At 59.3% G+C, this 12,318-nt stretch carries 14 protein-coding genes; 9 read left to right on the top strand and 5 right to left on the bottom strand.

Annotated features, from left to right (window positions below):
* Positions 1-66 precede the first annotated feature (66 nt).
* On the bottom strand, positions 67-1,143 hold the full coding sequence (locus BLP23_RS07950; protein WP_092584367.1) for a class I SAM-dependent methyltransferase: 1,077 nt from the start codon (positions 1,141-1,143) through the stop codon (positions 67-69).
* A 179-nt stretch (positions 1,144-1,322) separates the two neighbouring features.
* On the opposite strand from BLP23_RS07950, the gene BLP23_RS07955 reads away from it, so the two are divergent.
* Positions 1,323-2,372 (top strand): GlxA family transcriptional regulator, encoded by a 1,050-nt coding sequence (locus BLP23_RS07955; RefSeq protein WP_092584368.1) that lies wholly within the window; start codon positions 1,323-1,325, stop codon positions 2,370-2,372.
* A gap of 262 nt (positions 2,373-2,634) precedes the next feature.
* Here the strand turns inward: BLP23_RS07955 and BLP23_RS07960 are convergent, their stop codons facing one another.
* Together BLP23_RS07960 and BLP23_RS07965 are read right to left on the bottom strand one after the other, a co-directional pair.
* Entirely contained in the window at positions 2,635-2,889 is a 255-nt protein-coding gene (locus BLP23_RS07960) for a YMGG-like glycine zipper-containing protein (protein ID WP_092584369.1), read from the bottom strand.
* A gap of 26 nt (positions 2,890-2,915) precedes the next feature.
* Entirely contained in the window at positions 2,916-3,230 is a 315-nt protein-coding gene (locus tag BLP23_RS07965; RefSeq protein ID WP_074071606.1) for a hypothetical protein, read from the bottom strand.
* A gap of 236 nt (positions 3,231-3,466) precedes the next feature.
* On the opposite strand from BLP23_RS07965, the gene BLP23_RS33620 reads away from it, so the two are divergent.
* A complete protein-coding gene (locus BLP23_RS33620; protein ID WP_167363843.1) occupies positions 3,467-3,637 on the top strand; it encodes a hypothetical protein in 171 nt (56 codons plus the stop codon).
* Positions 3,638-3,938: 301 nt separating this feature from the next.
* Here the strand turns inward: BLP23_RS33620 and BLP23_RS07970 are convergent, their stop codons facing one another.
* Both BLP23_RS07970 and pcaQ read right to left on the bottom strand, forming a co-directional pair.
* The gene (locus BLP23_RS07970) at positions 3,939-4,478 is read right to left on the bottom strand and encodes a DUF2380 domain-containing protein (protein ID WP_167363844.1); all 540 of its coding nucleotides are present in this window, start codon (positions 4,476-4,478) and stop codon (positions 3,939-3,941) included.
* A gap of 344 nt (positions 4,479-4,822) precedes the next feature.
* Positions 4,823-5,743 carry a pca operon transcription factor PcaQ gene (gene pcaQ / locus BLP23_RS07975; RefSeq protein WP_092584371.1) on the bottom strand — a complete coding sequence of 307 codons (921 nt, stop codon included), beginning with the start codon at positions 5,741-5,743 and terminating at the stop codon, positions 4,823-4,825.
* 92 nt (positions 5,744-5,835) lie between these two features.
* Between pcaQ and pcaD the strand changes: the two genes are divergently transcribed.
* The 7 genes from pcaD to BLP23_RS08010 all read left to right on the top strand — a co-directional run bounded on the left by pcaD (position 5,836) and on the right by BLP23_RS08010 (position 12,283).
* Positions 5,836-6,645 (top strand): 3-oxoadipate enol-lactonase, encoded by an 810-nt coding sequence (gene pcaD / locus BLP23_RS07980; protein ID WP_092584372.1) that lies wholly within the window; start codon positions 5,836-5,838, stop codon positions 6,643-6,645.
* The gene (gene pcaC / locus BLP23_RS07985) at positions 6,642-7,046 is read left to right on the top strand and encodes a 4-carboxymuconolactone decarboxylase (protein ID WP_092584373.1); all 405 of its coding nucleotides are present in this window, start codon (positions 6,642-6,644) and stop codon (positions 7,044-7,046) included. The genes pcaD and pcaC overlap by 4 nt, the downstream gene beginning before the upstream one ends.
* Positions 7,047-7,055: 9 nt before the next feature.
* The gene (pcaH, locus tag BLP23_RS07990) at positions 7,056-7,805 is read left to right on the top strand and encodes a protocatechuate 3,4-dioxygenase subunit beta (protein ID WP_092584374.1); all 750 of its coding nucleotides are present in this window, start codon (positions 7,056-7,058) and stop codon (positions 7,803-7,805) included.
* 2 nt (positions 7,806-7,807) lie between these two features.
* Positions 7,808-8,419 (top strand): protocatechuate 3,4-dioxygenase subunit alpha, encoded by a 612-nt coding sequence (pcaG, locus tag BLP23_RS07995; RefSeq protein WP_167363845.1) that lies wholly within the window; start codon positions 7,808-7,810, stop codon positions 8,417-8,419.
* Between the two features lie 184 nt (positions 8,420-8,603).
* On the top strand, positions 8,604-9,773 hold the full coding sequence (locus BLP23_RS08000; RefSeq protein WP_092584930.1) for an acyltransferase family protein: 1,170 nt from the start codon (positions 8,604-8,606) through the stop codon (positions 9,771-9,773).
* Positions 9,774-9,883: 110 nt separating this feature from the next.
* On the top strand, positions 9,884-10,930 hold the full coding sequence (locus BLP23_RS08005) for a 3-carboxy-cis,cis-muconate cycloisomerase (protein ID WP_092584931.1): 1,047 nt from the start codon (positions 9,884-9,886) through the stop codon (positions 10,928-10,930).
* 180 nt (positions 10,931-11,110) lie between these two features.
* Positions 11,111-12,283 (top strand): ABC transporter substrate-binding protein, encoded by a 1,173-nt coding sequence (locus BLP23_RS08010; RefSeq protein WP_092584375.1) that lies wholly within the window; start codon positions 11,111-11,113, stop codon positions 12,281-12,283.
* Positions 12,284-12,318 lie beyond the last annotated feature (35 nt).

The following is a 12,318-nucleotide window of genomic DNA, read 5'->3' on the forward strand; positions in this document are numbered from 1 at the left end:
GTTTTCACGGACGAGGCACTGCCGTCCTAATGCAGGCCGCCCCTGCTGAGTCTACGATCGCCAGATTTACAGCCGTGCTTCGAGGATCAGGTTGAACGGCGTTTCCATAGCGCGGCGGAAACGGGTGAAGCCCGCCTTGCGGAAGACTCCTGCCAGGCGGGCTTCGCCGGCCTGCGCACCAAGTACCATACGGCCGCCATCTGCAATTGCGTGGGCGCAGCAGATCGTCGTGGAAGCCGCATAATACATTCTGGCAACCGGTGAGATATTGTCTTCCACCCGATCATTGGCGAAGGGTTCCACGAGTACGACCGTACCATCTGGTGCAATTGCCTTAGCGGCATGTGCGGCCGCGGCAACGGGATCTCCCATATCGTGCAGGCAATCGAAGAAGCAGATCAGGTCGTAGCCGGTTCCTGGATAGTTGTCGGCCGGAGCTGCCGCGAAGGTTGCCTGCTGCGAAACGCCTGTCATGGTGGCAACCTTCCGGGCTTCGATCAGGGAGCCCTGATGAGTGTCGAAGCCACAAAATCTCGAAGCCGGAAATGCCTTGGCCATGAGGGCGGTGGAATGTCCGTGTCCGCAGCCGATGTCGGCCACAAATGCCCCGGCCTTGAGTTTTTCGACGACTCCTTCGAGAGCCGGCAGCCATTCGGCAACCAGGCTCGCCTTATACGCATTGCGGTAGAAGGCGGCAACTCCGCAATAGAGACGTCCGTCATGGTCGCCCCACGGTACGCCGTTGCCAGTGCGGAAGGCCTCTACCGCCTTGTCCTCGTCCGCCCACATTGAAGCAGGGACTGCCCAGGCGTTAGGAATGAAGACAGGGCTATCCTCGTCGGCAAGGACAAGCGCTTGCTCCGGCGTGAGCTCATATGTACCGCTGATCGCGTGGTAAGCGACATAGCCGCCAGCGACCTGCGAATTGAGCCATTCGCGAACGTAGCGTTCGGCGCATCCGGCGCGGCGGGCAAGCTCGTGCGATGTAAGCGGGCCTGCTTCGGCCATTGTCTTATAAAGGCCGAGCCGGTTTCCAAGACTCACCATCACGCCGCCATAGCCGGCCGAAAGATCTCCGACCACGCGCGAAAGAAGCGTATCTAGCTTTGCAGAATCGATCGTGCTGATTTGGACATGTCCCATTTCAATTCCCCTGTTCAAGAGCCTTCGGAAGCGGAGGGCGGGGAGAGCATCGCAGTTTTAGGGAGTGCCCGGCAGAGCGGAACTGTCCAGAAACGGGCCGATCGTGCCACATCACCGGGGCGTGGCGCGGTTGCCCCATCCGCGTTATCGTGTCGTCCTTGCGTCAAAGGAAATCTAACATGCTGCAAAACGCCGAGCAGACGGGTCCGGAGCCGCTCCATGTCAGCCTCATCGCTATTCCCGAGGCCGTGGTCTCGACGCTGAGTGGCATCTTCGACGTGATGAACGCCTTTGTTATTATGCCTCCGCTAGGCGACGCACAGCGCAGCACGCCACCGTTCCAGGTCGAGATTGTTGGGCTCGAATCCGGGCCGCTGTCGCTTGCCAGTCGCGTCCCCGTCATGGTCCAACGCAGCATTGCCGCGCTTGATACGACCGACATCATTATCGTCCCTTCCATCCTGCTTGGCCCGGAGGGCTGGCAAAAAGGTCGACACCCGGAACTAGTAGAATGGCTTCGAGCCATGCACCGGCGCGGCGCGCTTCTATGCTCGGCTTGCTCCGGTGTTTTCCTGCTCGCCGAAACAGGGCTCTTCGATGGCGCAGAGGCGACGGTACATTTCGGTTACGCCAACGCCTTCGCGGCAGGTTTTCCGCAGATCCATATCCACCCTGAGCGGGTTCTGGTCGTCTCGGGCGAGCGCGAAGAACTTATAAGTTCAGGAGCCTCCATGACCTGGCATGATTTGGTCCTCTACCTGATTGCTAGACATGCGGGAGCGACCGCCGCACAGGCAGTTGCGCGATGCTTTGCCCTCCAATGGCATCAGGACGGACTTACGCCCTACATGGTATTCGAGGGGCGCAATGATCATGGAGACGTCGCTGTCCAGGCGGCTCAGGAATGGGTGGCCACGCATTTCCCCGTGGCGAGCCCGCTTGAGGAAATGATCCGCCGCTCCGGACTTGCCGAGCGCACCTTCAAACGCCGTTTCACAACCGCGACCGGATTGAGCCCGATTGCCTATGTGCAGCGCCTAAGGATCGAGGACGCGAAACGCCGTTTGGAGCGGACGGAGGCATCGGTCGACGAGATCGGCTGGCAGGTCGGTTACGAGGAACCGGCTTTTTTCCGCCGTCTCTTCAAGCGAGTCACCGGCTTGACGCCAGGGGGCTATCGACGGCGTTTCAGAATTCCTGAGTATGCACAGACCCGTGTAAGGGATTAAGGTGCTCGACTAGGCCGTTGGGCACGTTACCCTTGTCTGCGGCAAATTCCTCGCTCATCGCTGAGGTTGTCGGAGCAGTCTATGAAATCCGGCCGATCTCGCTTTATCTTCCTGGTGGGCCACTGGCATCGGAGGACCGGGTTGGGTGGGCGTCGCGCCGCAGCATTTACCCCGCTGCGACGCCTGGTGCGACACGTTTCTGGGCAAAAGGCCACAAATGAGCCAGCTCTATCTGTTGGATGGATGCGATTCCGCCGTTTTACTAACAGCGTGCCTCGTAGGTCCGTCCGTAGCGATCTCGATACACGCAGTAGCCGCGACGTTCGGTCGAGCGTCCAATCAGGGCGCCGGCCACGCCGCCGGCAACGGCTCCGACCGCAGCACCTTCCCAGCTATTGCTGACGGCCCCGCCGATAACTGCTCCGGTGCCGGCCCCGATGGCCGTTCCCCTCTCCGTCGCTGTGCAGGATGCCAGGGCACCAACGAAGGCGCTGGCAAGGACGATATTTCTCATCATTTTGAACGCCTCCTTATCTGCCGATACTACTGCTGCGCGGGAGAGGCCGGCGGCGTAGCCGGTGCCGGCGTCGCGTTGTTATCAGCTGGTGCCATCGGCTTTGCCGGACCAGGGGTTGGCTCAGAATTCGTGGTGGATGCCGTGGGCTGCGGATCCGTATCCGGAGCACCGCTCCACAGGGTGTAGGCAACCGCAATCACGGCGATTGCTGCAATGGCGGCGGCCCAGCCCACCCATGCGCTGGATCGGGCGTGCTCCACCGGTGTCGTGCGCAGGTCCAGATCGGGGTTCGGGGTCGTTGTGCGATTAGGATCGTTCGGATTGTTAGGGTCGTACGTCATCTTCATTCTCCGCTTTCTGATGAATAAGGGAAGCGTTGGATGGCTTGTTTGTTCCGCTAGCGCTCCGGCCCGATCTCCTGTGTCGGACTTCGGTCTGAGATCAATCGGACTTTGGCCCCATGAAAAACCAAGTCCAAAGTCTTTCTGAACTTCAGACCGTGGTCCCGGCTCGGGAACGTCATTCACTGCCCGGCATTGGGGTGGCGTGACGGAAGAGCGGTCAAAGGAGGTTTGCAATGAAGGACGATGGATCCGCCCGTGGCAAAAGTGGCTGGAGCGTGGCGGCCGTCGTCATTGTCGTCGCCCTTGCCGCCTTGCTCCACGTCTATGGTCAACTCCTGTCGGGCGACAGCGAGCAATTGACGAGGAGTCTTCGCGAACCCGCGGCTACCGCCGATGGAGGCTAACGGGATCGAGAAGCACACGAGTTGACCCGCGGGGGCTCCATCCTCCGGTCGACTTTTCGATTGTTTGGCGACGAAGCGCGACAACGCATTCTCGCCGCTGCAGACCGATGTTGCTATGAAGGATCTGTGTTCATTCAATCGTAGACCAATATCTGGGGCCTCGTCGGCATGAAAGAGGCCGCAGCACGCGCTGAGAAAACGCAGCACCGAGATGCAGGTGATGGTCGAGCGACAGTTAAACGCCTAGAGTTCGGCACCTCAGATCCTAACGATGGTCCGATCCGCGGTCGCAACAACTGCCTCACGGAATGCAGTTCTTTTCAATGTCATTTGCCACAAACCTTGCAGCACGGTTCCAGGCTTCGCCCGTATCGCCTCGATACGTTATAAAACGGTCGCAGGTGGGCTTGTTGGTGTGGATGTCCAACAGGACATACTTCGCCCAGCCCACCAAGGTGCTCATCTTGTGAATCTCGCCTATGAGCAAGTAATTCGCGCCAGCCGTTTTCGCCTCTTTCGAAAGCTCCGCGATCCCCGGTTCGCGCGCCGTGCACCGCCCATTCTGGCAAGCCAACGAAGTGATGCTGATCTTGCTACGTTTCGAGAGACTGTCGCGTAGGGTTGAGACAAACGCCGTCAACCGAGCGTCGTGGTCGCGGAGCTGGTGACCCGCTTCGCCGGACGTGTCCTTAAAGTCAAAATTGGCAACGGCTAACGTTAGCGGTTCAATCGTGTCTGCAACGGCGACTGATGCAAAGGCGCTGGCACACGCCAACGATGTGGCGGCCCACCAACCTGGGAAGCACCATCTCCTTGCAACGTTAGAGCTCGCTTTTACCACGTCCTCCTCCCAACTTAGAATTGACGCCAAGCCAGGGGCAGCGTCCTATGTTGCCTCACGCGAGATGAACGCCGCTGCTATGCCGACGCGTTCATTAACCAGAAGTCTAGTGCAAGGATCGGCCACGATAGCCGCCCGTGATGCACGTCATCGAAAGGGTTTCAGAGAGGTAGCCCACGGCATCTCCGTCTCCGTCGTGTCAAACAGATTGCATAGTGTCGACCGCAACACGGCCCGTAGTCGCCACAAGTACAGCCGAGGGCTCGATTGGAGAACACGGCTCGCGGCTAATTAGTCCGTGCGTGGCGGCGCGATCAGTGTAGGCCGACATCCGCGCCACTTCATCATGCGGAAATCTCGCGCGCGGCCTCCCGGATCGTCTGCATCAAAATAGATAGCGGCAATGAGGGGATGGCATCCGTGCGCATCGTCAGACCCACAGGCCCTTTCGTTTCGCTCGTGTCGATCGGCAGTACCGCCAGCACGCCGTCCTCAATGTCGGCTGCCACAACGCCAGCCGATATGATCCAGATTGCGTCGCTTGACCGCAGGAAGGCGCGGCCGAAAGAATCGGAAACCGTCTCGATCTGGTTCGGCAGGTTTGGTACGCCGTTGGCGATTAGAAAACTTTCCACGAAAGGACGGATGATCGAGGCCCGCGTCGGCATCAGCACCGTGTAATCCGCGAGCGCGCCAAAGGGCGACTGCCTGGTTTTTAGCAGCGGATGGCCAGCCCGGACGGCAAACACCACCTGCTCGGAATAGAGATGCTCAAAGGAAAAGCCTGCCATCTTTTCCGCTCCTGCAAGGCGTCCGACGACAAGATCGAGGTCGCCCACTCGAAGCTGCTCCAAAAGCACCGCATTTTCCCCAGTCACGATCTTAATGCGGCTCCAGGTATTTTCTTTGAGGAATAGCTCCATCGCCTGCGGCATGACGCGCGTCGAAACCGTCGGAAGCGCGCCGATGCGGATCGGCGGAGCATCGCCCACCCGCTCCTGGGTGACGGAATCGAGGCCGTGGCGGAGCGCCGTCAGCGCCGCGCCCGCATGCTTCAGGAACACCTCACCGTACCGTGTGATCTTGATGCCGCGCCCGTCGCGCTCGAAAACCGCAACGCCCAGCACCTCTTCCAGTTCGCGGATCGTCTTTGTCACCGCAGGCTGGCTGACACGCAGGAGTTCAGCCGCCTTCATGACGCTTTTCTGCCGCGCAACCTCGACAAAGGTCTGTAGATGGCGAAACTTGATACGGCTGTCGATCATTGATCACATAACCCAGAAGTTATCGGAAAGCCACGAAATATCATTTTACCTAACCGGATTAAACATTCAATTTCGTGCCAGGAGGAAGTCCCGTGCAATTTGCCCGCGTCAACGATGTCACGATTCACTATCAAATCATTGGCGGCCCTGCCGACAAGCCGGTCATTGTCTTTGCCAATTCGCTCGGCACGGATTTCAGGATCTGGCGCGATGTGATCGTGCGGCTGGCAGGTGATTTCGCAATCGTGCTTTACGACAAGCGCGGGCATGGTCTTTCGGATGTCGGCCAGTTGCCGTATTCGATCGACGATCATGCCTCAGACCTGATCGGCCTCCTGGAGACGCTTGAGGTCGAACGGGCCTTCATCTGCGGCCTTTCGGTCGGCGGGCTCATCGCGCAGTCGCTTTACCAGCAGCGCCCCGACCTCGTGCGCGGCCTCATCCTTTGCGATACGGCACACAAGATCGGCACTGCCGAAACGTGGAACGCCCGCATCGAGGCAGTCGAAAAGAATGGGATCGGCAGCATCGTCGATTCGGTGATGGAGCGTTGGTTTACGCCGGCCTTCCGCCGCCCTGAAAATCGGGCCTATGCCGGCTACTGCAACATGCTTGCCCGCCAGCCCGTCGAAGGCTATGCGGCGACCTGCGGCGCCATCCGCGATGCCGATTTCACAAAAGCCGCAGGCAAGATTGCCGTTCCCACCATCTGCATTGTCGGCGATCAGGACGGTTCGACGCCACCGGACCTGGTGAGGTCCACCGCGCAGCTGATCCCGAACGCCCGCTTTGAAACGATCCGCGATGCCGGTCACATCCCTTGCGTCGAACAACCCGAGGCGCTTACCGCTGTCATCCGCGCCTTCATCGATATCGCCTTGCATGGAGAACCAAGCCCATGAATGAAGCCTCGACCCCGTCCGAACGCTACCGGCAGGGCATGGCGACCCGCCGCGCGATCCTCGGCCACGACCATGTCGATCGCGCCGAAGCAGGCTCGACGGCTTTTGACAAGCCGTTTCAGGAACTGATTACGGAGGCTGCCTGGGGACATGTCTGGTCGCGCCCGACCTTCACGAAACGCGAGCGCTCGATCGTAACGATCGCGCTTCTGGCAGCACTGGGCCAGGATGACGAGACTGCGATGCATGTTCGCGCTACGGCCAATACCGGCGCCAGCCGCGAGGATGTTTGCGAAGCGCTTTTGCACGTGGCGATCTATGCGGGTGTTCCGGCTGCCAATCACGCGATCAAGATCGCCAAACAGGTTTTCGAGCAGATGGACGCCGAAAAGACAGCCTGAGAGGAAGAGATGTCCGATATTTCGAACCGCAAGCCGGAAACCGGCGCCTTCTTTGCCCGCGACCGCGCCTGGCATCCACCGGCCTATGCGCCCGGCTACAAGACCTCGGTGCTGCGTTCCCCACAACGCGCGTTACTGTCGCTCGACGGCACGATTTCAGAGATTACCGGGCCGGTCTTTGGCCATTCGATCATCGGTGAACTCGACAATGACCTGATCCACAACTTCGCCCGCCCCGGCGAGAGTGCCATCGGCGAGCGCATTATCGTTCACGGCCGGGTGCTCGACGAGCGTGGCCGGCCGGTCTCCGGCGCGCTGGTCGAATTCTGGCAGGCCAATGCTGGCGGGCGTTATCGCCACAAGAAGGAAACCTATCTCGCGGCCATCGATCCGAATTTCGGCGGCTGCGGGCGCTGCATCACCGACGAATACGGGCAATACTCCTTCCGCACCATTCGCCCCGGCGCCTATCCGTGGCCGAACGGCGTCAACGACTGGCGCCCGGCGCACATTCATTTCTCGATCTTCGGCCACGGCTTTGCCCAACGGCTGATCACGCAGATGTATTTCGAAGGCGACCCGATGATCTGGAAATGTCCGATCGTCGCCACGATCCCGGACAAGGCTGCGATCGAGCAGCTGATTGCCCCGCTCGACTGGGGCAACACCATCCCCATGGACGCGCGCGCCTACAAGTTCGATATCGTTCTGCGCGGCCGCCGCTCGACCCTGTTCGAAAACCGGCTAGAGGGCAACTGATCATGCAGGAACTCGGCTATCTCAAGGAAACCCCGTCGCAAACGGCAGGTCCTTATGTCCATATCGGCCTGACGCCGAATTTCTGTGATATCGGCGGCATTTACGCACAAGACCTCGGCAGCGCGATGGTCAACGAAAAGACCCTCGGCGAGCGCATCACCGTGACGGGCCACATCTATGATGGAACAGGCGCGCCCGTGCGTGACGCGGTCGTCGAAATCTGGCAGGCCGACAGCGCCGGGCTTTACAACAGCCCATCGGAAATGCGCGGCGCGGCCGACCAGAATTTTGCCGGTTGGGGCCGCTGTCCGACCTGCGCCGAAGATGGCGTTTATAAATTCGAAACCGTCAAGCCTGGCTGCGTGCCCTTCAAGGACGGCCGCACGATGGCGCCGCACATCTCTTTCTGGATCGTCGCGCGCGGCATCAATATCGGGCTCCACACCCGCATGTACTTTCCGGAGGAAGCAGACGCCAACAAGGCCGATCCGCTGCTTGCCCGTGTCGAACACGGCGAGCGCATTGCAACAATGATCGCGAGCCGGGAAGACGCAACCTATACGTTTGATATCCGCCTTCAGGGGGAGAAGGAAACGGTATTTCTCGACATTTGATCAGCATGTAAGATAAGGCGATTTTCCCTCTAATGCAGGCGCTTCCCGCTGGAAGTCGATGCCGCCGACACCCCCGTTTACAACCAAAGAGCGCTGCACACGTGCCGAAACGACGATAGGCGGGTTGTTAAAAATGCTGCACCGCAGTAAGACTTTCGACGGGCTGAACGTTGATGGTGGAAACATGCAGAAAACATTCGGGCACGTCCTGACGGCACACAAGGGTCTTGGTCCAGGTTTTGACTTCCTCAGGATTGCCCTGGCTTTTTCAATCGTATTGGCACATTCATTTTTGCTGACCGGAAATGACGCTTTTTTCCGCTCGAGCCCATTGTGGTTTGCCGAATACGCACTGGTTCCGATGTTCTTCGCTCTCAGCGGTTTTCTGATCGCCGGCAGCGCTCAGCGCCTCAGCCTGAAAAACTTTCTTTTGAACCGGGGACTGCGCATCGTCCCCGCTCTTGCGGTCGATATCGTCGTCTGCGCGCTCATCATCGGCCCGCTGGTGACGACCGTCGCTTTGCGTGACTATTTTCTAGGCGCCGACTTCTACAAGTATTTTCTCAACATCATCGGCTGGATTCATTACAGCCTGCCGGGTGTATTTGAGGAAAACCCGACGCATCGGGTGAACGGAGCTCTGTGGACCGTGCCATGGGAAATCTTCTGCTACATCATCATGTCTGCGCTCATGATCACCTCGATCATCAAGTCATGGCAGAAGCTGGCAGTTTTGACCGGTGGCTTTATCCTGAGCGGGCTTATCGTCCAGTTCTTCGGTCATCTGCTGCCCTATCGCGTAAACCTGGTCTTGAGCACGCTGTTCGTCAGCCGCGGCGCCCAGCTGGTATTTGCGTTTCTGCTCGGGATCTTGGCCTATCAATTGCGGGATTTCATTCCGCATAAAAAATCACTGTTCTTGGCCAGCATGGCAGTTTCCGTCCTGGCGATGCTGTTCTTGAGCAGCCCCTCCATCGAGAGCGTGCCGAACAGACTGGTCGTAATCCCAGCGCTCGTCTATATCACCGTATTTGTCGGTCTGACGCCGGTGCCGCTGCCCTCCGTCTTTCACAAAGGCGACTATTCTTATGGCGTCTATCTTTATCACGACCCCTTTCTTCAGATTTTGATCAGTCTGGCGCCGGGCCTGTTCCTGATCCCGAAAACCGGCGCGCTCGCGCTCTATGCTATCGGCATCTGCGCCGCGATGGGCATCGCTGTCTTTTCCTGGCATATGATCGAAAAGCCGATCTTGGGCATGCGAAAGAAATTCTCGTTCGTTGCAAAGGCGCGAGGCGTCGACGAGAATGGGGATATAAAGATTCTGCCCGTCGAGAAACCGGTAAAGGCATAGTTGGCAAAGGGGCGGACATCCCGTGCGATCTCTGCCGGCATCTTTACAGCCGATGCGGTTCTGCATCGGCAAGCTGGCGGCAGAAATAGGCAAAATCAATGAGACGTCACGTGACCGCATCCGCCTTCGACCACCCATTCCTCAGCGGCCTTTTCGGAGACGACGAGATATCGGCCTATCTTTCGGCCGATGCCGACATCCGCGCGATGCTCTCCTTCGAGGCTGCACTTGCCAAGGCCGAAGGCGCCCAGGGCCTGATCCCGCAAAGGGCAGCAAGTCGCATTGCCGAAGCTTGTCGAGGTTTCACTGCCGACATCGCAGGCCTCAATGTTGCCACCGCCAGAGACGGCGTCGTCGTTCCCGATCTCGTCACGCAACTGCGCACGTCAGTGGGTGGCGAGGCGGCCCAGTATGTCCATTTCGGGGCGACCAGCCAGGACGCCATCGATACCAGCCTGATGATCAGGCTAAAGGCGATCGTCTTTCTTTTTGCCGGCCGGCTCGATGCCATTGTTCGCGCTCTCGACGCGCTCGATCGCCAGTTCGGCCAGAACAGTCTGGTAGGCCATACCCGCATGCAGGCGGCAATCCCGATTGCCGTTTCCGATCGTCTGCGGACATGGCGAGCGCCGCTTGAAGGCTATCACGGCCGGCTAAGGGGACAGACGTTTCCCATCCAGTTCGGTGGCGCGGCCGGGACGCTGGACAGGCTGGGCGGCAAGGCTGCCGCCATTCGCGCGTCGCTCGCCCAGGAACTTGGACTGGCCGACGAGCCTCAATGGCAAAGCCAGCGCGCGCCAATCGCCGACCTTGCCAACCTTTTTTCGCTGATCACCGGCAGCCTGGGGAAGATGGGCCAGGACATCGCCCTTCTGGCGCAGGCAGGCGGCGAGATCGAACTTGCCGGCGGCGGAAGGTCGTCAGCCATGGTGCACAAGCAGAATCCGGTCGGCGCCGAAACGCTTGTCGCATTTTCCCGCTTCAACGCCGCCCAACTTTCAGCCATCCACCAAGCGCTTGTTCACGAACAGGAACGTTCGGGTGCCGCCTGGACACTTGAATGGCTCGTGCTGCCGCAGATGATCATGGCGACCGCCGGCGCCCTGCGGCTTGCGCGTGAGCTGACCGGCAATATCCTGCGCCTGGGGGGTTCGTAGACAGGCTTCCTTCCTCACCCTTCGTCGCAGCCTCAGGAAGATGGGTAACATAATGCACCAGTTATGAATTACCTTATTTATTTCATTTTACATTACCGTTTCGCATGACACACTGACGTGAAATTTAGCTGCGCGCTAAGCCGGCGGTGGAGTCCGCCGTGAAATAAAGGGAGAGGAAAGATGAAACAGCTGGTTCTGGCCGCTGCGGCGGCGATCGTCATGGGTACCGCCGCCTATGCCGACACGATCAAGGTCGGGGTCGTTGGACCGTTTTCAGGTCCGTTCGCGCTGCAAGGCAAGAACTTCAAGGCCGGGATCGACGCTTATATGGCAACGAATGGCGCCAAGATCGGCGACAATACCGTCGAAGTCATATATCGCGATCTGCCGACCGCCGATCCGGCCAAATCCAAGGCGCTTGCCCAGGAACTCGTCGTCAAGGAGAAAGTCCAGTATCTGGCCGGGTTCTATTTCACGCCGGACGCAATGGCCGTCACACCCATCTTGGAACAGGCCAATACGCCGCTCGTGATCATGAACGCCGCAACCTCTGCCATCGTCACCAAGAGCCCTCTGGTCGTTCGTACATCCTTCACCCTTTGGCAAACCTCCATGCCAATCGCCAAGGTCGCTTTCGACAAGGGCATTAAGAAGGTCATCTCGGTTGTCAGCGACTACGGTCCGGGGGTCGACGCTGAAAACGCCTTCAAGGCCGGCTTCGAAAAGCAAGGCGGGGAAATCGTCGAAGCGATCCGCATGCCACTCGCCACCAACGATTTCAGCCCGATCATGCAGCGCATCAAGGATTCGGGTGCTGAGGGCGTCTTTGCCTTCCTGCCGTCCGGTCCGCCGACGCTTGGTTTCGTGAAGTCCTACAGCGAGAATGGCCTGAAAGCCGCCGGCATTCAGCTCTTTGCCACCGGCGACCTGACGCAGGAATCCGACCTTCCGGCGCTCGGCGATGCCGCGCTCGGCATATTGACGACATACCACTACGCGGTTTCGCATGACTCGCCCGAAAACAAGGCCTTCGTTGCGGCCGCCGGCAAGGCACTCGGCAATCCGGCCGAACTCACCTTCCCGGCCGTCGGGGCCTATGACGGCATGCACGTCATCTACAAGATGATCGAGGCAACTGGCGGCAAGCAGGATGCTGAAAAGGCTGTGGAAGCCGTAAAGGGACTTTCCTGGATGAGCCCGCGCGGCCCCGTTTCCATCGATCCCGAAAGCCGCCACATCACAGAAAATATCTATCTGCGCGAAGTCGCCAAGGATGCGGACGGCAAATACATCAACAAGGAAATCCAGACCTTTGAGAAGCAGGGGGATCCGGGTCTGGCGGCGACGAAGTAAGGGGCAAGGCTTTTCACCGGCAGGTGTTGGGGCGG

This window comes from Rhizobium mongolense subsp. loessense (genome assembly GCF_900099775.1).
Taxonomy (GTDB): Bacteria; Pseudomonadota; Alphaproteobacteria; order Rhizobiales; family Rhizobiaceae; genus Rhizobium; species Rhizobium loessense.

Bases quoted from the DNA above. Each gene is read 5' to 3' on its own strand.
- BLP23_RS07955 (WP_092584368.1), top strand. From the start codon at position 1,323: ATGCTGCAAAACGCCGAGCAGACGGGTCCGGAGCCGCTCCATGTCAGC.
- BLP23_RS07960 (WP_092584369.1), bottom strand. From the start codon at position 2,889: ATGATGAGAAATATCGTCCTTGCCAGCGCCTTCGTTGGTGCCCTGGCA.
- pcaH (WP_092584374.1), top strand. From the start codon at position 7,056: ATGTCCGATATTTCGAACCGCAAGCCGGAAACCGGCGCCTTCTTTGCC.
- pcaC (WP_092584373.1), top strand. From the start codon at position 6,642: ATGAATGAAGCCTCGACCCCGTCCGAACGCTACCGGCAGGGCATGGCG.
- pcaG (WP_167363845.1), top strand. From the start codon at position 7,808: ATGCAGGAACTCGGCTATCTCAAGGAAACCCCGTCGCAAACGGCAGGT.
- BLP23_RS08000 (WP_092584930.1), top strand. From the start codon at position 8,604: ATGCAGAAAACATTCGGGCACGTCCTGACGGCACACAAGGGTCTTGGT.
- BLP23_RS07965 (WP_074071606.1), bottom strand. From the start codon at position 3,230: ATGACGTACGACCCTAACAATCCGAACGATCCTAATCGCACAACGACC.
- pcaQ (WP_092584371.1), bottom strand. From the start codon at position 5,743: ATGATCGACAGCCGTATCAAGTTTCGCCATCTACAGACCTTTGTCGAG.
- BLP23_RS08010 (WP_092584375.1), top strand. From the start codon at position 11,111: ATGAAACAGCTGGTTCTGGCCGCTGCGGCGGCGATCGTCATGGGTACC.
- BLP23_RS07950 (WP_092584367.1), bottom strand. From the start codon at position 1,143: ATGGGACATGTCCAAATCAGCACGATCGATTCTGCAAAGCTAGATACG.
- BLP23_RS33620 (WP_167363843.1), top strand. From the start codon at position 3,467: ATGAAGGACGATGGATCCGCCCGTGGCAAAAGTGGCTGGAGCGTGGCG.